17 protein-coding genes and 2 pseudogenes are annotated in these 17,823 nt (G+C 62.3%); 4 read left to right on the forward strand and 15 right to left on the reverse strand.

Annotated features, from left to right (window positions below; genetic code table 11):
• Positions 1-67 precede the first annotated feature (67 nt).
• Together THECO_RS10810 and THECO_RS10815 are read left to right on the forward strand one after the other, a co-directional pair.
• Positions 68-700, forward strand: a pseudogene (locus tag THECO_RS10810) (GNAT family N-acetyltransferase).
• A gap of 40 nt (positions 701-740) precedes the next feature.
• Complete coding sequence (locus THECO_RS10815) at positions 741-1,397, forward strand: arginase family protein (RefSeq protein ID WP_052835880.1); 657 nt, start codon at positions 741-743, stop codon at positions 1,395-1,397.
• Between the two features lie 118 nt (positions 1,398-1,515).
• Here the strand turns inward: THECO_RS10815 and THECO_RS10820 are convergent, their stop codons facing one another.
• Positions 1,516-2,817 carry an IS1380 family transposase gene (locus THECO_RS10820; protein WP_015253681.1) on the reverse strand — a complete coding sequence of 434 codons (1,302 nt, stop codon included), beginning with the start codon at positions 2,815-2,817 and terminating at the stop codon, positions 1,516-1,518.
• A 92-nt stretch (positions 2,818-2,909) separates the two neighbouring features.
• Here THECO_RS10820 and THECO_RS10825 point away from each other — a divergent pair.
• Positions 2,910-3,509, forward strand: a pseudogene (locus tag THECO_RS10825) (acetoin utilization protein AcuC); the annotation flags it as partial.
• A gap of 70 nt (positions 3,510-3,579) precedes the next feature.
• On the opposite strand, the gene THECO_RS10830 reads toward THECO_RS10825, so the two are convergent.
• The 12 genes from THECO_RS10830 to THECO_RS10885 all read right to left on the reverse strand — a co-directional run bounded on the left by THECO_RS10830 (position 3,580) and on the right by THECO_RS10885 (position 14,143).
• A complete protein-coding gene (locus tag THECO_RS10830; RefSeq protein ID WP_015255082.1) occupies positions 3,580-4,290 on the reverse strand; it encodes a 5'-methylthioadenosine/adenosylhomocysteine nucleosidase in 711 nt (236 codons plus the stop codon).
• 107 nt (positions 4,291-4,397) lie between these two features.
• The gene (gene ccpA, locus THECO_RS10835; RefSeq protein WP_015255083.1) at positions 4,398-5,405 is read right to left on the reverse strand and encodes a catabolite control protein A; all 1,008 of its coding nucleotides are present in this window, start codon (positions 5,403-5,405) and stop codon (positions 4,398-4,400) included.
• A 134-nt stretch (positions 5,406-5,539) separates the two neighbouring features.
• Complete coding sequence (locus THECO_RS10840) at positions 5,540-5,953, reverse strand: hypothetical protein (RefSeq protein ID WP_015255084.1); 414 nt, start codon at positions 5,951-5,953, stop codon at positions 5,540-5,542.
• Positions 5,954-6,062: 109 nt separating this feature from the next.
• Entirely contained in the window at positions 6,063-6,533 is a 471-nt protein-coding gene (locus THECO_RS10845) for a VanZ family protein (RefSeq protein ID WP_015255085.1), read from the reverse strand.
• Positions 6,533-8,404: a phosphoenolpyruvate--protein phosphotransferase gene (gene ptsP / locus THECO_RS10850; protein WP_015255086.1), complete on the reverse strand. Its 1,872-nt coding sequence runs from the start codon at positions 8,402-8,404 to the stop codon at positions 6,533-6,535. The genes THECO_RS10845 and ptsP overlap by 1 nt, the downstream gene beginning before the upstream one ends.
• A complete protein-coding gene (locus THECO_RS10855) occupies positions 8,401-10,245 on the reverse strand; it encodes a PTS transporter subunit IIABC (RefSeq protein ID WP_052835983.1) in 1,845 nt (614 codons plus the stop codon). Before THECO_RS10855 ends, ptsP begins: the two co-directional genes overlap by 4 nt.
• Before the next feature lie 186 nt (positions 10,246-10,431).
• Positions 10,432-10,929, reverse strand: coding sequence for a hypothetical protein (locus THECO_RS10860; RefSeq protein WP_015255088.1), 498 nt, complete (start codon positions 10,927-10,929; stop codon positions 10,432-10,434).
• Between the two features lie 100 nt (positions 10,930-11,029).
• Positions 11,030-11,464 (reverse strand): CoA-binding protein, encoded by a 435-nt coding sequence (locus THECO_RS10865; protein WP_015255089.1) that lies wholly within the window; start codon positions 11,462-11,464, stop codon positions 11,030-11,032.
• A gap of 37 nt (positions 11,465-11,501) precedes the next feature.
• Complete coding sequence (gene aroA, locus THECO_RS10870; RefSeq protein WP_015255090.1) at positions 11,502-12,797, reverse strand: 3-phosphoshikimate 1-carboxyvinyltransferase; 1,296 nt, start codon at positions 12,795-12,797, stop codon at positions 11,502-11,504.
• 58 nt (positions 12,798-12,855) lie between these two features.
• Entirely contained in the window at positions 12,856-13,227 is a 372-nt protein-coding gene (locus THECO_RS10875; RefSeq protein ID WP_015255091.1) for a FluC/FEX family fluoride channel, read from the reverse strand.
• Positions 13,224-13,622, reverse strand: a complete 399-nt coding sequence (locus THECO_RS10880) for a fluoride efflux transporter FluC (protein WP_015255092.1) — start codon at positions 13,620-13,622, stop codon at positions 13,224-13,226. The genes THECO_RS10875 and THECO_RS10880 overlap by 4 nt, the downstream gene beginning before the upstream one ends.
• Positions 13,619-14,143 carry a shikimate kinase gene (locus THECO_RS10885; protein WP_015255093.1) on the reverse strand — a complete coding sequence of 175 codons (525 nt, stop codon included), beginning with the start codon at positions 14,141-14,143 and terminating at the stop codon, positions 13,619-13,621. The genes THECO_RS10880 and THECO_RS10885 overlap by 4 nt, the downstream gene beginning before the upstream one ends.
• 203 nt (positions 14,144-14,346) lie before the next feature.
• Here THECO_RS10885 and THECO_RS10890 point away from each other — a divergent pair, with 203 nt between their 5' ends.
• Positions 14,347-14,634 (forward strand): hypothetical protein, encoded by a 288-nt coding sequence (locus tag THECO_RS10890; protein ID WP_015255094.1) that lies wholly within the window; start codon positions 14,347-14,349, stop codon positions 14,632-14,634.
• A 4-nt stretch (positions 14,635-14,638) separates the two neighbouring features.
• On the opposite strand, the gene gndA is transcribed toward THECO_RS10890, so the two are convergent.
• Both gndA and THECO_RS10900 read right to left on the reverse strand, forming a co-directional pair.
• Positions 14,639-16,051 carry an NADP-dependent phosphogluconate dehydrogenase gene (gndA, locus tag THECO_RS10895; protein ID WP_015255095.1) on the reverse strand — a complete coding sequence of 471 codons (1,413 nt, stop codon included), beginning with the start codon at positions 16,049-16,051 and terminating at the stop codon, positions 14,639-14,641.
• A 112-nt stretch (positions 16,052-16,163) separates the two neighbouring features.
• The gene (locus THECO_RS10900) at positions 16,164-17,717 is read right to left on the reverse strand and encodes a gluconokinase (protein ID WP_015255096.1); all 1,554 of its coding nucleotides are present in this window, start codon (positions 17,715-17,717) and stop codon (positions 16,164-16,166) included.
• Positions 17,718-17,823: the final 106 nt, after the last annotated feature.

Consider the following 17,823-nt stretch of genomic DNA (forward strand, 5'->3'; position numbering starts at 1 on the left):
ACGATGGACGAAGAAACTTCTGAAGCCGGAAATGACTGCGTTTCAAGCGGACAGGAGGCCGCAGACCATGGAGCACCGCAAAATCTACCACTGCGTTCGCGTGACGACCCCGAAGGGCGAGCTGATCGTGGAGGGACCGGTTCCTCCGGAGAGGCTCGCCGGCTTTACGATGCATCCGAAGCTGGACGCTTTCCGCCGTCCTGCCGAGCAGCATGCCGCGCTCATCGAAATCGCGGGTCTGCCCGAAGGGCGAATCATAATTGCCCGCGACGGGCAGACGATCGTCGGCTACGTGACGTTCCATTACCCGGACGAACTGGAACGGTGGTCTGCAGGCGGACTCGAGGATCTGATCGAGCTCGGCGCGATCGAGGTCGCGGACGACTACCGCTCATGCGGGCTCGGCAAGCGGATGATCCGGCTCGCATTTGAAGACGGTCAGCTCGAAAACGCCATCGTCTTCACGACGGAATATTACTGGCATTGGGATCTGGAAGGCAGCGGTCTGAACGTGTAGCAGTACCGCGAAATGATGGAGAGGCTGATGAAGTCCGTCGACATGGTCTGGCATGCCACGGACGATCCGGAGATTTGCGCGCATCCCGCAAACTGCCTGATGGTGCGCATCGGCAAGGAGGTGCCGCTCGAATCGATCGAACGGTTCGACCGCATCCGCTTCCAGCGGCGGATCATGTACTGATCCGGCTTGTCAGAAGTTCAGCGGAAAGGAAGAACGCAGAATGCCGGAAAACGCCGTATTCGTTCACCATGCCGGCGAAATCCGATATAAATTCAACGAAAGCCATCCCTTCAATCCGAAACGGCTGACGCTCGCCATCGACCTTCTGCGGCGGATGGGCGCGCTGAACGACGCGCAGATTGCGGTGCCCGAGCCGGCTACAGATGAACAGCTGCTTCGCATTCACCGCGCCGATTATGTGCGGATCGTGCGCGCCCTCAGCGTGCCCGAGCCCGCGCAGGCCGATCTGGATGACGCGGGACGATACGGGCTGGACACCGAGGATACGCCGTGCTTTCCGGGCATGCATGACGCGGCCGCACTGATCGTCGGCGGGTCGCTGCTCGCCGCCGAGCTCGTCATGTCCGGCAAGGCCGGCCACGCCTGCCATATGGCCGGCGGGCTGCATCACGCGCTGCCTGGCAGAGGCTCCGGCTTCTGCATCTACAACGACGCGGCTGCCGCGATCGCCCACATCCGCAAGCATTGGGGCGCCAGAGTCATGTATATCGACACGGACGTGCATCACGGCGACGGCGTGCAATGGATGTTCTACTCCGATCCCGACATCATGACGTACTCGATCCACGAGACAGGTAAACCTGAATTTCGAAAGCCCATGATATCAAGGATCGGTTTTGAACCGAGCGGCACATGAGCTGTAAGAAAAAGGGTAATGTCCCAGCGAAGCGAGACCAGATCAGCAATATGCGGATGGTTCTTCCCCCTCCCCATTGAAGAGGCTTCTCGGTTTCCATGTAAAATTAAGGGAGAAGTCATTCCAGTATGGCGATTCTGGCTTCGATTCGCTTCCAGACATGCCGGTTTGCAAAATCTTTTGCTAACCTGAGAATCACATTGCGGCTGTGCCGAATCAGCGTCGCGGCGCAATGAAAGAACTCCAGCCGGAAACGGGCAATCGTGTAACCTTGATGAACCGGCTCACAGCAGTCACGCTTGAACCGTTCGAACAGGTTATACGCCAGCAGCTTGATGAGCAGGTCGATTTCATTCGCCTCAAAATCGCTGGTCGCGATCCGGTTAATCGAGAAACCATGTTTGGCTTCCTTGATATAGTTCTCCATTGAGCAGCGCTGGTTGTAGAACCGCCATAGGTCAATCGGCTCCCATTCCAGATTGGTCACGATCGCTTCATATTGCCAATCGGTGTCCAGCACCAGACAGGCTTGCCCGTCTTCGATGACTTGCGTTTTGCGTATAACTACAACGCGGCGAGGCTTTTTCCAGGATGTCGCCTTGTAGATCAGTGCAATCCCTTCGATGATCCAGTCTTCATCGACAAATCGTTTCCAGTACCGGCAGGCCGCAACCTCTGCCGCAAGGCGCTTTGTCCACTTCAACTTGCCGACATAGCCGATGTTCTTGCTTTCCCACAGGCTATAGAAATCTTCGCCGCCGAAGCCCTTGTCGAATCTGGCATATTTCACCGGGCGTTTGCCAAGGAGTTCGAATGTTTCGTTCAAGAACGAAGCGGCATCCGTAGAGGAATGCGTGTTCCCTGATCGGAGGACCGCATTCAGGCACAGACGGGACTGCCCCTCAAATGCCAGCAGCGGGTGGTAGCTTTTGCGGCCGGGCTTATGGGGGTTCGTGCCTTTCGCAGCGCCAGCCTGATCGCCGTATACGGTTTCCACCGTGGAGTCCAGATCCAGGATGAGCGCTGACGGCAGGCAGGGCTGAATGACTGTCTGATTGAGCGTTCGCAGTTCCGATCGCAGGTGGGGGCAAGATGTTCGCATACGAATCAGTTCTTTATACAGCAAGGTGTGGTGCGGGCATCGACCGCCGAGAAATTGCTTGAGAAGCGAGTCGTGCTGCAGTTTGCGAAAATGAAAGAGCCGCTCGCAGCCGAGCATCCATCCAACGATGAGGTAAAGCAGAATGCGATAAACCGGAAATAATGAGTTGCGAGCTTTCACACACGACAATCCGCGTAATGCCTGAGAAAGCTTGATTTTCTCCAAGTATTCCAAAAAGATTTTGACGCCACCGAAGCTGGTTGCATTCTCCAAGGAAAATTCGGTCTTGATTTTGCTGACGGGTGTGGTAGACTTCACCTAAAAGGTGCTCCTTTCTTTGGGTGATGTTGTCTTCGCAAACACCATTCTACCAAAGATTTGGAGCCCTTTTCACGTTTTCAAAGAGTCGTACTTTCGAAATTCAGGGTAAATATTTGTTTCCCGGCACGGGTTTTGTCCACGAACGCGGTGAAGGAGAGGGATACGGCCGGTCGGTCAACATGCCGGTCGAGCCGTACACGGAGGACGAGTCGTGGCTGGAATGTTTCCGCGATACCGTCCGGCGCGCCGCGGAATCGTTCAGGCCCGACGTCATCGTCAGTCAGCACGGCTGCGACGCGCACGCCTACGACCCGCTGTCGCACATTCATTGCAGCATGTCCATCTACGCCGAAATGCCCGCCGTCATCCATGAACTGGCCCATCAGTACGCGGACGGGCGGTGGATCGCCGTCGGCGGCGGCGGCTACGACATCTGGCGCGTCGTGCCGCGCGCCTGGTCGCTCGTCTGGCTGGAGATGACCGATCATCCTGCGGCGGCCGCGACCCGGAAAGGCGGCGACGGCGGCCGGCTGCCGGAAGACTGGATCCGCGCCTGGCAGGCCGAAAGCCCCGTGGCGCTCCCCGGGACATGGCTCGACGATGCGGAGAGCTGGACGCCGATTCCCCGGCGGGATGCCATTGCGGAAGCGAACCGCCGCACGAAGGAGCTCGCCGTCCAATTTCTGTGACATTGCAAGCAAGAACGGCTGGCGCCAAAAAGACCGTTCCAACGTTATTGGAACGGTCTCTTCACATTCGTTATGCCATGTCCCCCATGCGCATGATCATCGCCTCGACGAGCCGGTACGAACGGTTGGACGCTTCGACGGTGAACGCCTCGAAGCTGTCTGGCGCGCCGCCGTCGGCGCGGTCCGACATCGAGCGGATGATGACGAACGGCACGCCGTTCATCGCGCACACCTGTGCGACCGCCGCGCCTTCCATCTCGACGCATGCGCCGCCCATCGTCTCGCGCAATTCCCGCACCGTCTCGCGGTTCGCGATGAACTGGTCGCCGGACAACACTTTCCCCGTCCGGCACCGGCCGGGAAACAGGGATTCGCCCGCGCTGACGGCCAGCCCGACAAGCCTGTCGTCCGCAGCGAATTCCGATTGCTCATGGAACGGAATGACGCCGCGCGGGAATCCGAGCGCCGTCACGTCCATATCGTGCTGCTGGCAGACGGTCGAGATGACGATGTCGCCGACGTTCAAATCCGGATCGAGCGCGCCGGCGACGCCGGTGAACAATACGCAGTCCACGCCCTGATCAATCAGCACTTGCGTGCATATGGCCGCGTTCACCTTGCCGACGCCCGAGCGGCAGAAAATCACTTGCTTGCCGTGAAGTTCGCCCGTCGCATAATCAATGCCGGCTTTCGAACGGGTGCCGGTCACCCGCACATTCCGATGCAGAAGCTCCACTTCTTCTTTCATGGCTCCGATGATGCCGACAGTTCCGAATGTCATGTGCTGCTTCGCCCTCTTTCGCTGTGGTGCAAGACAGAAAACGGCTGTCCGTCCCCCCCAAGACTGGCGAGGACGGAAGCCGTTCAACCTGTACGAATCACGATCGGTTAATGCGCGGCGGCCACGGATTGCCGCGTGATCAGTTCGTGCGGCAGAATGACGCGCAGCTGATCGACCCGCTCCTTCTTCATCAGCTTGGTCAGGAGGCGCATGGACACGGCCCCGATGTCATACATCGGCTGGGCGACGGACGACAGCTGCGGCCGCACCATCGACGCCATGCGCGTGTTGTCCACGCTGATAACGGATACATCTTCCGGCACTCGCAGGCCGAAATCCTGGATATAGTGGATGGCTCCGATCGCCATCTCGTCCGTGGCGGCGAAGACAGCCGTCGGCCGTTCATCCAGTTCGAGGAAATACTTCATCGCCTCGACGCCGGATTCATAGCGGTAATTGCCGACGCGTACCAGCGATTCGTCGTAAGGAATGCCGGCCGCTTCCAATGCCCGCCGGTACCCCTGGAACCGGGCATACCCGTTAGACGGGTCCTGCAGCGTGCCGCTGATCATCGCGATGCGGCGATGACCCGCGCCCGTGAGCGCCGACACCGCGTCAAATGCCGCCGATTCGTGATCGATATCCACGGACGGCATCGAGCCATGCTCATCGGTCGTGGCGCACAGCACGATCGGGACATTCGCGGACTTGAACGCCTGCAGATGCTCCTCCGTCACGGTGCCGCCCATGAACAGCAGCCCGTCCACCTGCTTCTCCAGCAGCGTGTTGACCACGCGGATTTCCTTGTCCTTGCGTTTGTCCGCGTTGCACAGGATGATATTGTAATGATACATGTTGGCGATATCTTCGATACCCCGCGCCACTTCCGCGAAGATCGCGTTCGAAATGTCCGGGATGACAACGCCGACCGTCGTCGTCTTCTTGCTCGCAAGTCCCCGCGCGACCGCGTTGGGACGATAGCCGAGCCGTTCGATCGCTTCGAACACCTTCTTGCGCGTCTGCGGCTTTACGTTCGGGTTGTTGTTCACAACCCGGGACACCGTCGCCATCGAGACTCCGGCTTCACGCGCTACATCATAAATGGTTACCGTCACGTTCCTTCTCTCCATATCTCGATTTAGTCGTCATGCCGCCGTCCGCCGTGAATAGCATTCATTGGTTATCATTTTACGACAAATTCGGGACGAGCGCAACGCAAACCGATCACGGGGATTGGGCAGACGAACATTTATGTATTCGGTGTTCTGCGCGTAATCTGGGACAATCGGCTGCGCAATTCCTCCTGCCAGCCGACATCGCCCAGCGACTGCGCCAGCAAGTGTTGATCCAGCAGCGCATTGACGCGCTCCTCGACCAACCGTTCGACTTCCCGGGCGTCGGGTTCTTTGCCGCCCATCCCGGCCTGCAGCAGCAGATCGGCCCACTCGCTCCATTCGCTGAAGGAAAACGACTGCCTCGGCGGCTTCTCGCCCAGCTTTACGATCAACCCCGTCAAATCCGGCTTGACTTCCGGAAACACTTCGTTGCGGTTGCAGGCCGGACATGAATAAATCGGCACATTGTCAATCTCGACACGTCCCGAATAGATGACGGTGGACAGCCGGATCTTCATCTCGCTGCCGCAGGAACACCATTTGCGCAAGTCTGTCACTCCTTCGTCAACAAAGAAGCGAACGGCCGCGGCTGCCGAACGGCCGCAGTTCGCGTCGGAGTTACTTATTCGACCCGCGCGGACAAGACTCCTGCTGTCCTCATGTATCAAAATTTGTCTGGCCGGGCAGCTTGCACCAGATGCGCCGCACGCCCGGCAGCGCCGTGAAACATACCGCCGCCGCGGCGCCGATGCCGTCGTTCAGCAGATCAAGCGAATCCGGCATCCTCCCGGCAACGAACGACTGGTGATACTCGTCCGTCACCCCGTAGAGCACGCAGACAAGGACGACCGCCGCTTTGACAAGCAGCCGCCGCGACGCGGCGCCGATCGCGAATTCGAACGTCAGCGCCAGAATGAAATAGGCGGCATAATGCCCCCAGTTGAAATCGGTCATGCCGGGAATGAACCTCTGAAACAGCGGCAACATGCCGTCCAGCTCATCGGCGGGCCGGGAGGACAGCGCATAGATGACCGCCATCCAGCCAACGGGCGCCAGCCAGCGCGCGGCGCGCCGCAGCCGCCGGCGCCGGATGTCCGCTTTGCCTTCGGAAGGAGCAGATCCCGCCATCAGGGCGCCCCCGCCGTGCCCGCCGGCCGGGCCGGATTCCGGATGCCCGGCTCCGCCGCGGGAACGTTCGCATCCGGAGATTTGCCGGCAGGCGCGCTCCGCTTGACCGATGCCGGCTTCCCGTCCCCGTTCGCCGCCTCCATCCGCGCTTCGACCGACAGCCGGAACGCCTCCAGGAGCCGAATCGCTTCTTTCTCCGTCCGGCACTCCCACAGCCGGTTGAGCAGATCAATGCTGTCCGAGCGGTGCGTATGGAGCAGGTGCTCTTTGATCGGCAGGATGGAATGGGACGACATGCTGATGCTGTCCACGTCCAGTCCGAGCCAGATCGGCAGCGCGCGCGGATCGCCCGCCATCTCCCCGCAGACGCCGACATGGATGCCCCGGCGCTTCGCCGCATCCACCGTCATCCGCAGCATGCGGAGCACGGCGGGATGGAACGGCTGATACAGGCGCGAGATCCGCTCGTTCATCCGGTCGACCGCCAGGACGAACTGGATCAGATCGTTCGTGCCGATGCTGAAGAAATCGACCTCTTCCGCAAGCAGGTCGGCGATCGTGACGGCGGACGGAAGTTCGATCATGATGCCGCACGGCACATTCGGGTCGAACGTCACGCCTTCCGCCTGAAGCTCCCGCTTCGCTTCCTCCAGCAGCCGGTTGGCGGCGCGCACTTCCTCGACGGACGAGATGAGCGGATACATGATTTTGACCTTGCCGTACGCGCTGGCCCTGAGGATCGCCCGCAGCTGCGTCTTGAACAGATCCGGACGGTCCAGACAGATGCGAATCGCGCGGTAGCCGAGGAACGGGTTGTCCTCTTCCCCGATTTCGAAATAATCGAGGTTTTTGTCGCCGCCGATATCCAGCGTCCGTATGATGAGCGGCCGGCCGGCCAGCTTCTCCGCCACCGCCTTGTACACTTCGAACTGTTCGTCTTCGCCGGGAAACTGATGCCGGTCCATGTACAGAAACTCCGTCCGGAACAGCCCGACGCCGGCGGCGCCGGACTGCAGCGCCACCTCCAGTTCCTTCAGCGAGCTGATGTTCGCTTCCAGCGCGATCTCCTTGCCGTCCGGCGTGACGGAGCGGACGCCGGCCAGCCGGCGCAGCCGGCTGCGATGTTCGGTCTGCCGGCGCTGCTGCTCGGTGTAGATCCGGATCTGTTCCTCCGTCGGCCGGGGGATGACGATGCCGGTGTCACCGTCGATGATCATCATGTCGCCGGTCTCGGCCAGCGTCTCCAGCGGAACGTCCAGCCCGGTGACAAGCGGAAGGCCGAGCGCGCGCGCCATGATGGAGGCATGCGACGTCATGCTGCCGGTGATCGTCACGATGCCGAGCACATGCTGCGGATTGAGATGGACGAGCTGGGAAGGCGAAATTTCACGCGCCACAAGGATGAACGGCTGCGTGTCCGTCGGCAGCGAAATCTCCGGCATGCCGAGCAGATGCTTGAGCAGCCGGTTGCCCACGTCCTTGATGTCGAGCGCCCGCTCCTTCATGTATTCGTCGTCGAGGAGATCGAACATCGTCACGAAGTGGTCGATCGCTTCCTTGACCGCCGCTTCGGCCGCCTTGTACTGGCGCTTGATGATGCCCTGGATCTCGTTCATGAAGACCGGATCGTTCAGAATGGCCAGATGGGCGTCGAAGATACTCCGTTCCTCGCTGCCGACGACATCGGCAAGCTCGCCCTTGATCTGCTCGATTTCCCGCTTCGACGAACGGATGCCTTCGTACAGGCGCTCGAACTCCCGAGCGAGGTCCGTGACGTCGATCTTCTGGTCCGGCACGTCCCACTCCCAGTTCGGCAGAACGAACGCCTTGCCCATCGCAATGCCCGATGATGCGCCTACCCCTTGAATCATCGTCTCTCTCCTCCACCGTCTCTCTCTTCCAACACGACAGACATGACCGATGCCTGCCCCTTCTTGACGGCCGTATACGGGGCGAACACCCATGAACGGACGCGTTCCGGATTGGTGATGACCATCGGCGTGACCGGCGACTTGCCGGCGCTCCGGATATGCCCCAGATCAAACCGGAGCAGCAGCTGGCCGGGGACGACCGTATCGCCTTCTTTCACAAACATCAGAAAACCGGCGCCATTCAGTTCCATCGTGTCGATTCCGACATGCAGCAGCACCTCCAGCCCTTCCGGCGTGCGGATGCCGACGGCATGTTTCGCCGGATGGACATGGATGACGACCCCCCCGACAGGAGCCGCCGCCTCGCCGCGTTCCGGCACGAAGGCGACGCCGTTGCCGACCAGCCGGCCCGCGAAGATCGGATCGGGCACTTCGTCGAGCGGAATCATCCGTCCCTGGACGGGCGACTTGAACTGCACCCGCCTCAGGTCGCGCTTCATCACTTTCAGGATTTCCTCGCGGATCAGCTCGGAGAAGGTGCCGAACACGATCTGCACATTTCCGCCGCCCAGCCGGATGACGCCCGCCGCGCCGAGACTGCGGAGCGCCGGCACGTCAAGCTGCTTGTCGTCGTGCAGTTTCAGCCGGAGCCGCGTGATGCAGGCTTCCATCTGGATGATGTTGTCCTTGCCTCCGATCGCCTGCAGAATCAGCGGCGCGCGGTAAGGAATGTCTCCCGCCCATTCGTCAAGCGGCGAACCTTCCTCCCGTCCGGGCGTCGGGATGTCGAACCGCTGGATGGCCCAGCGGAACAGCCAATAATAGCCGATGCCGACGGCCAGACCGATCGGCAGCAGCATCCAGCCTTTCGTGGAGAGATGCAGGTTGATGAAAAAATCAAATGCGCCCGCGGAGAAGGAAAAACCGTGCAGTATGCCGAGTTCGTAAGTCAGCCACATGATGAGTCCGGACAGAAAAGCATGCAGCACGAACAGATAAGGAGCCGCGAACATGAAGGCGAACTCGACCGGCTCCGTCACGCCCGTCAGAAACGAGGACAGGGCGGCGGATATGAACGTCTTTCTCACCTTCGGCTTCAGGTCTTCCCGCGCCTCGCGGATGATCGCCAGTGCGATCGCCGGCAGTCCGAACATCATGATCGGATACAGTCCGGCCATGTACGCGCCGGCCGAAGGATCGCCGGAAAAGTAGCGCGGAAGATCCCCGTATACGATCATGCCGGCTTCGGTCTCATAGGCGCCGACCTGGAACCAGAACGCGTGGCTGACGAGATGGTGAAGTCCGAAGGCGACAAGAATCCGGTAGGTGAATCCGAACAGAAAAACGCCGAACCCGCCGGCCGCTTTTGCCGCTTCGCCGAGAACGGCCATCCCGTCCTGGATCGGCGGCGCGATCTCGATCATGATGATCGAAAAGGCGAGCGAGACGAAACTGACGAACAGCGGCACGAACCGCGGCCCCCCGAAGAACTGCAGGTACTCGGGCAGGCGGAAATCCTTGAACTGTTCATAACTGTAACCGGCCGCGATGCCGATGACGACGCCGATCAGCACCGTCGGCTGAATGTCCAGTCCCGCGTACGAGCCGGTGACGGCCGTATAGATGAACATGCCCGCAAGCGCCGATACGCCGGCCGCCACGGCATTGCCGGTCATGCCGAGCGCGACGCCGAGCGCGAACAGATAGGGCAGTGCATGGAACAGAATTTCGCCGGCCTTGGTCAAATGACCGGCCATCGGCGACATGCCCCAGTCATCCCAGGGCAGCCCGCTCAGACTGAGGAAGACGGCTGCTGCCGGCAGCGCCATCATCGGGAGCATGAGCGCCCGACCGAATTGCTGCAGATTGCCGATAAGCTTCACGCCTTCTCCTCCTGCGCTACATAAGTCGCTGCATGGAACCCCGCGTATGCCGTCCGCGAGGCCTATTTCGATGGTACGCGTTCGCCCGCGGTTTGTCAAAAACAAAAAAGAGCGGACCTTGGAAGTCCGCCCTGCCATTGGCGATCAGAAGCTGTAGCGGTTCTGTTGACCGAATGCGCCGGCCTGGTAGCCGGTGTGCTGGATGACCGGACCATCCTGCTGACGGGCGTTCGTCGCACGGTAGACGGGATACTGTTGCTGCTGCGCGCCGAACGAAGACATGCCGGCCTGACCCGCAAAGTTTTGTTGCTGGAAGTTCTGCTGCACGCCCGCCTGATAGCCGGTGTGCTGGATGACCGGACCATCCTGCTGACGGGCGTTCGTCGCGCGGTAGACCGGATGCTGTTGCTGCTGCGCGCTGAACGAGGAAACCTGGAACGCACCGGCCTGTCCGGCGAAGGACTGTTGCCCGAACGACTGCTGCTGGCCGGCCTGATAACCGAGCTTCGCCGTCACCGGACCGGAAGCCGCCGAGCGCGACAGCTGCCCCTGATACTGGGATTGCACGAACCCGGCCGGCTGATAGCGGTGCTGACCGGCACCGAAAGACTGGCCGCTTTGGAACGAAGATTGGTTATACATTCGGCTGTTGCCTCCTAAGCGGAAGGTTAGTCTCCATGACGCCGGTAAGACGTCAGAAGCCAACTTTATTGTTGGAGGCGCGCGCCGCTTTTATCCGAACTCAGCGGTTGGTTTTCCCTTCCGGCAGCAGAATCGAATCCTCGACCTTGATGCAGCGGTCCATGATGACGTTCATGCCCGCCGCCTCCGCGATCCCGGCCGCTTCCTCGCTGACGATGCCGAGCTGCAGCCAGAGCGTCTTCGCGCCGATCTCGGCCGCTTCCCTGGCAACGTCGGCGCAATATTCGCTTCTCCGGAACACATTGACAAGATCGACGGGAAACGGAATGTCCTTGAGCGACTTGTAGCATTTCTCGCCCAGGATGGTGTCCGCGTTCGGATTTACCGGCACGATCCGGTATCCCTTCGCCTGCATCGCGGCGGCCACCATGTGGCTCGTCCGTTCGGGATTGTCGGACAGGCCGACGACGGCGATCGTGTCGGATTCTTCCAGAATGCGCTTGATCGTCTCCCGGTCAGGGTGCCGGTATGACATGGTCTCTCGCTCCTTTCGCTTAAGGCATCTCAACGCATCAGCCTTCGAGCCGCTCGATGCGGCCGCCGATGCCGGTCAGATGTTCGAAGAAATTCGGATAAGACTTCGCCACGTGATGCGCGTCGCGGATCACGATCGGCTCCTTCGCGCGCAGGCCGACAATGGAGAGCGCCATGATCACGCGGTGGTCGAAATGCGAGTCGATGACGGTGCCGCCCGCGACGCCTTCCGGCTTGCCGTGCACGATGATCTCGCTGCGGCGCTCCTCGACGTCGGCGCCCGCCTTGCGCAGCTCCGCCACGAAGTCGGAAATCCGGTCGCATTCCTTGTAGCGCAGATTCTCTACATTGTAGAAACGGGACGTGCCTTCCGCGAACACAGAGGCCGCGACCATCGCGAGCACGCCGTCGGTGAAGGCGTCGCCGTCGAATTCGCCAGCCTTGAGGATGCCATTTCCCTGGACGCGCACGCTGCCGTTAGCATGCGTCAGCGGCACATTCATCATCCGCAGCACGTCGACGACCGCCCGCTCGCCCTGCAGGCTGTCCTCCCGCAGCCGATGAACCGTGACGTCCGACTGCGTAACGGCGGCTGCGGCGAGAATGGCCGCCGAGCCGGGATAGTCGCCTTCCACGGTGTACGTCCGCGCCTGATAACGCTGGCCGCCCGGGATGCGGTAATGCATCAGGTCTTCGCTCGCCTCCACGGTGATGCCGGCTTGCTTCAGCACATCCAGCGTCTGTCTGACGACCACCTTCGATTTCAGTTCGTGCAGCACTTCGATCTCGCTGTCCTCGTCGAGCAGCGGCGTCAGGAACAGCAGGGCGCTCAGGTATTGCGAGCTGATCGCGCCGGACACGCGGATCTTGCCGCCCTTCGGGTTCCCGCCGCGGATCGTGATCGGCAGCTTGCCGGCGTTGTGCTCGACCTGGACGCCGAGCTGGCCGAGCGCGCCGATCAGATCGTCATGCGGCCGTTGGCCGAGCGACTTCGGATAGGCGTTGACAAACGTCACTTCAGGCACGAGGGAAGCGACCGCCATCAGGAAGCGCAGCACGGCGCCCGCGTTGCCGACGTTCAGCTCCTTCACGTCCTTCGGCCGGCGGCCGAAGCCGGTGATCGACATCCGCTCTCCGTCTTCTTCCAGCACGGCGCCGAGATCCCGGATGCACCGGCGCATCGCGTCGCTGTCGTCGCTGCGGGCGGGATACAGAATCGTGCTCGTTCCCTCCGCCAGCGCGGCGGCCAGCATATAGCGCGTCGTATAGTTCTTCGAACTCAGCGCCTGAATTTCGCCCTTCAGCCCGGGCGTCGGCAGAATGCGGACATCCATCCGTTCTCTCCAGCTCCTTCTCCCTGTTCGGGTTATGTATTGACAGGCATATGCCCCGTCAGACGAAGATGCATCTTCCGGCGGCATAACCGGCGGCCGCCAGCAGCAGGGCGCAGACGAAAGTGCCAAGGCCGTATCCGGCGGCCGTTCTCCATCGTTTGGCCCGCAGCAATTCCGCCAGCTGCGCCATGACGGTCGAGAACGTCGTCAGCCCGCCGAGGAAGCCGGTGCCGGCGAGCAGCTGCGCGGCGCGGCTGTCCGCCGTGAGCGGCAAGCCCAGCAGCAAACCGAGCGCGAACGTTCCGGCCAGATTGACGAGCAGCGTGCCGGCGCGCGCATAGCCCGTACGCTCGGCGAAGGCCCGCTGCACGGCGTACCGGAGCAGCGCGCCCGCGCCGCCGCCCAATGCGACCAGAAGGAAGGCGATCATGCGGCATCCTCCCGTGCGTTGCGGAATACGGCCTTTGCCAGCGCATATCCGGCCGATGCGGCGACGAGTCCCGCCGCGGCGGATGCGGCGGCATAGGCGAATGCCATTGCGGCGTAACCATCCGCCGCAAGCCGGACCGTCTCGACGCCGAATGCGGACAGCGTCGTGAAACCGCCCAGGAAGCCGGTGCTCAAGAATTCCCGCAGCGCTTCGGGCAGCGGACGGTTCGCGAGCAAGCCGCCGAGCAGGCCGATCAGCAGGCAGCCGGCGGCGTTCGCCGTGAACGTGGCGGAGGGAAACGCGCCGGATTCGGGCGCGCCCAGCACCAGCGCGACGGCGTACCGGGCAAGCGTACCGATCGCACCGCCGGCCGCCACGCATGCAGCCGTCTTCATGCCGTCGCTTCCTTCACGGCAGCCAATATCCGATCGGCGACTTCGTCCGGTTTCAGATCGGTCGTGTCGATCTTGATATGCGCGAAATCATAGACGTGCTTCCGCTCCGCCAGCAGCCGCCGCACCCGTTCCCCGACGTCTCCGCGCAGAAGCGGCCGCGAGCCGTCGCCCGACACGCGCTCGATGATCCGCTCGGGCGAAGCCGTAAGCGCCGCGACGAACCCCGAGCGCAACATCGCTTCGCGGTTCGCTTCGCGCAGCACGGCGCCGCCGCCCGTCGCCAGCACGAGCGGCCTGTCCGCCGCCATCAGCCGCGCCAGCACGGCGCTTTCCAGATCGCGGAAATGCGCTTCGCCTTTCGTGTCGAACAATTCGGCGATCGTGCATCCCGCTTCGCGCTCGACTTCTTCGTCGAGATCGACGCGCCCGAAGCCGAGCCGCTCGGCCAGCAGCCGCGCGACGGTCGATTTGCCCGTGCCCATGAAGCCGACGAGCACGATTTTGTCCGTTCGGGCCTTCACCCCGATCGTTCCCCCCGCTGCTCAGACTCGTGAACTCCAATGTTTTCATGATAACACAGCGGCCAAGGAGCGGACAACGCGGAAGGAGACACGCGAAGCGTTTCCCGCATGGCGTTCCCGCGCTGCGCGGCCCGGTCCTGCGGGCATAGTTCGGACGATCCGGTCGTATGGATGATAGCAGGGAATGAACGGGGGGATTCGCCATGCCGATCGCAGCGCCGCAGTCCGCCGGAAGCCGGATCGACCGGATTCGGGATCCGGCCCGTCCGGCATGCAGGGACGATCTGATCTGGCTGCTTCATGCAGTCAAGAAAAAAGTGGCCGACGGCGCTCCTGCCCTGCAGGAACTGCCGCGGCCACAGCTGATTGCGCTCTTCCGCGATTTCGCCGAGGCGGCGCTGGTGCTGCTTCACGGCCGGACCTGCACCGCCGATGAACTCGAGCGGGCGCGGCGCAGTCTGGCCGATGCCGTTGCCATGCTGTACGATTGACGCGTCAGTTGTTCAGCCAGTCGAAGTGGAACGTGCCTTCCTTGTCCACCCGCTGGAACGTATGCGCGCCGAAGTAGTCGCGCTGCGCCTGCAGCAGGTTGGCGGGCAGCCGCTCGCTGCGGTACGAGTCGTAGTACGCGAGCGCGCTGGCGAAAGCCGGCACCGGGATGCCGTGCATGACCGCCGTGGCCACCACTTCGCGCCATGCGTCCTGATAATTTTCGACGACCGATTTGAAATATTCGTCCAGCAACAGGTTGCTGAGGTTCGGGTTGCGGTCGTAGGCTTCCTTGATTTTGTGCAGGAACTGCGCGCGAATGATGCAGCCGCCGCGGAAGATCATCGCGATGTCGCCGCAGCGCAGATTCCAGCCGTACTCCTCCGAAGCGATGCGCATTTGGGCGAAGCCTTGCGCGTAGGAGCAGATCTTGCTCGCGTACAGCGCCTTGCGTACCGATTCGATGAACGCCTTCTTGTCCCCCGCAAACGGCTTCTTCTCCGGCCCCTTGAGCAGCTTGCTCGCGGCGACGCGTTCCTGCTTCATCGCCGAGAGGAAACGGGCGAAGACGGATTCGGTGATGATGGACAGCGGCACGCCGAGATCGAGCGCGCTCTGGCTTGTCCATTTGCCCGTGCCCTTCTGGCCCGCCGAGTCGAGGATGACGTCGACCATCGGCTTGCCCGTCTCCGGATCGTATTTCGCGAAGATCTCTTTCGTAATCTCGATCAGATAGCTGTCGAGCTCCCCTTCATTCCACTCCGCGAAAATCTTGTGCAATTCCTCGTTCGTCAGGCCGAGCACCGAGGTAAGCAGATGATACGCTTCACAAATGAGCTGCATGTCGCCGTACTCGATGCCGTTGTGCACCATTTTCACGTAATGGCCGGCACCGTCCGGACCGATATAGGTGCAGCAGGGCTCGCCGTTTACTTTCGCGGAAATGGCGGTGAGGATCGGTTCAACGAGCCTGTAGGCCGATTCCTGGCCGCCCGGCATGATCGCCGGACCTTTCAGCGCGCCTTCTTCCCCGCCCGACACGCCGGCGCCGATGAAGCGGATGCCTTTCGCTTCAAGCTCGCGGCTGCGGCGCTGCGTATCCGGGTAATGCGCGTTGCCGCCGTCGATGATGATGTCGCCTTCGTCCAGATGCGGCACGAGCGCGTTGATCGTTGCGTCGGTGCCCGCGCCGGCCTGCACCATGATCAGAATTTTCCGCGGCTTTTCAAGGGATTCGACGAACTCCTCGATCGTATATGTCGGGTTCAGATTGCGCCCGGGATTCTGGCTCATCACTTCGTCTGTCTTTTCACGCGACCGGTTGTAGATCGATACGGTAAAGCCCTTGCTCTCGATGTTGAGGGCAAGGTTGCGTCCCATGACGGCCATGCCGATGACGCCGATTTGTTGTTTTGCCATTTCCGAACGTCCCATCCTTTGCGCTCTTGAATTATTTAACGCCCCTATTTTACTCGTTTTGCAGGATTATGAAAACCTATAGATTTCTTCAATGCCCTTATGATCAAGCCGTTTATCCGCCGGACCTGAACGCGTCCAATTCGACGAAGGTGTCCGATACGCGTTCATACAGCCGCTTGAACATGCCGTGGATCCGGTCATACACGGGGACAAGCTCCGGATTCGGATCGCACCTGTCCGTCACCGCCGAAGCGGACGCCGCCGGATCCGGCAACAGGCCGAGCGCGTGCAGGGCGAGCCGGGCGGCGCCGACTCCCGACGCGTCCTCGCTGTCCGTGCGGACGACCGGCCGGCCGAGGATGTCGGCGATGAGCTGCCGCAGCGCCGCCGACCGGGCGAAGCCGCCGGACACCCGGATCTCCCGCAGCTCGCCCGCCAGGCCGGCAAGCGCGTCCGCCACCGAGCGCAGATGCAGCACGATGCCTTCCAGACCGGCGCGAAGCATGTGCCGGCGGTCATGTTCAAGCGACAGGCCGATGAAGGTGCCGCGCGCCCGCTCGTCCCAATGCGGCGCGCGTTCGCCTGACAGGTGCGGCAGGAACAACAGGCCGCCGGCACCGGGCGGCGCTTCCATCGCCAGTTCGACGAGACGGGCGTAGCCGTCATCACCGCCCGACAGATCGGGGGCAAGCTTGTCCCGCATCCAGCGGAAGACGACGCCGCCGCTGTTGACCGGCCCGCCGGCAATCCACCAGCCTTCCGCCAGCGGGTAGCAGAACAGCCGCCCGTGCGGATCGGCAGCCGGCCGCCGGACGGCGACGCGCACCGCGCCGCTCGTGCCGATCGTCATCGATGCAACGCCCGGCTCGAGCGCGCCGCCGCCGAGATTGGCCAGCGGTCCGTCGGCCGCTCCAAGCACGAAGGGCACGCCGGGATTCAGTCCGAGTTTGGCGGCCGTCTCGGGACGCAGGCCGCGCAGGACGTGCGTCGAGGCCCTGAGCTCCGGCAGCCGTTCCGGCCCGATGCCGGCGATTCGCATGGCCTTGTCGTCCCAATTCCGTTCATGCAGGTTGTAGAAGCCGGTGCCGCCCGCGGTCGACTCGTCCATCGGGACGGGACGCCCGAACCAGCGCTCCAGCACATATTCCTTGATGCCGATGAACCGCCCGGCGGAAGCGAACAGCTCCGGCTGCCGCTCGCGGAGCCAGAGCAGCTTCGCGAGCGGCGTCATGGCGTGCAGCGGCACGCCCGTGCGGGACGGAAGATCCGCCGCTTCCTCCGATCCGCGCAGCTTCCTCGCATGCCCGGCCGCGCGCAGGTCGGCCCAGGTCAGCACCCGCGTGAGCGCCTCTCCGTCTCCATCCGTGACAACCAGCGAATGCATCGCCGTGCTGAACGCGACGGCCAGCACCCCTTCCGGGCCGCATCCGGCCGCGTCGGCCGCCTCGCGCACCGCTTCGGCCGCCGCTTCGGCGATGCGGTCCGGATCCTGCTCCGCATATCCGGGCTCCTGCGACAGAAGCGGATATTCCCGTTCCGCCCTGGCCGCGATCACCGCCCGGCCGCCTCCGGCCAGGCTGCCGGCATCGATCGCCAGCACCTTGGCGCTGGTCGTGCCCAAATCGACGGCCAGCACGATTTTCCTACCTAGCCCGCTGTCGCTCAATCCGATGTCCTCCCCCGAACCTTCCGAATCGTCAGCCTTATTCTAGAGCATCCCGGTCTCCCGGCGCAACTTGACCGCCGGCCCGGCGGGGACGGACAGAAACAGG

It is taken from the genome of Thermobacillus composti KWC4 (genome assembly GCF_000227705.2).
Classification (GTDB): Bacteria; Bacillota; Bacilli; order Paenibacillales; family Paenibacillaceae; genus Thermobacillus; species Thermobacillus xylanilyticus.

Excerpts from the sequence above, each read along its gene's own strand:
- THECO_RS10865 (WP_015255089.1), bottom strand. The coding sequence starts at position 11,464 with ATGTCATACCGGCACCCTGACCGGGAGACGATCAAGCGCATTCTGGAA.
- THECO_RS10880 (WP_015255092.1), bottom strand. The coding sequence starts at position 13,622 with ATGAAGACGGCTGCATGCGTGGCGGCCGGCGGTGCGATCGGTACGCTT.
- THECO_RS10845 (WP_015255085.1), bottom strand. The coding sequence starts at position 6,533 with ATGGCGGGATCTGCTCCTTCCGAAGGCAAAGCGGACATCCGGCGCCGG.
- THECO_RS10855 (WP_052835983.1), bottom strand. The coding sequence starts at position 10,245 with ATGCTCCCGATGATGGCGCTGCCGGCAGCAGCCGTCTTCCTCAGTCTG.
- aroA (WP_015255090.1), bottom strand. The coding sequence starts at position 12,797 with ATGGATGTCCGCATTCTGCCGACGCCCGGGCTGAAGGGCGAAATTCAG.
- THECO_RS10860 (WP_015255088.1), bottom strand. The coding sequence starts at position 10,929 with ATGTATAACCAATCTTCGTTCCAAAGCGGCCAGTCTTTCGGTGCCGGT.
- THECO_RS10875 (WP_015255091.1), bottom strand. The coding sequence starts at position 13,227 with ATGATCGCCTTCCTTCTGGTCGCATTGGGCGGCGGCGCGGGCGCGCTG.
- THECO_RS10890 (WP_015255094.1), top strand. The coding sequence starts at position 14,347 with ATGCCGATCGCAGCGCCGCAGTCCGCCGGAAGCCGGATCGACCGGATT.
- gndA (WP_015255095.1), bottom strand. The coding sequence starts at position 16,051 with ATGGCAAAACAACAAATCGGCGTCATCGGCATGGCCGTCATGGGACGC.
- THECO_RS10815 (WP_052835880.1), top strand. The coding sequence starts at position 741 with ATGCCGGAAAACGCCGTATTCGTTCACCATGCCGGCGAAATCCGATAT.
- THECO_RS10830 (WP_015255082.1), bottom strand. The coding sequence starts at position 4,290 with ATGACATTCGGAACTGTCGGCATCATCGGAGCCATGAAAGAAGAAGTG.
- ptsP (WP_015255086.1), bottom strand. The coding sequence starts at position 8,404 with ATGATTCAAGGGGTAGGCGCATCATCGGGCATTGCGATGGGCAAGGCG.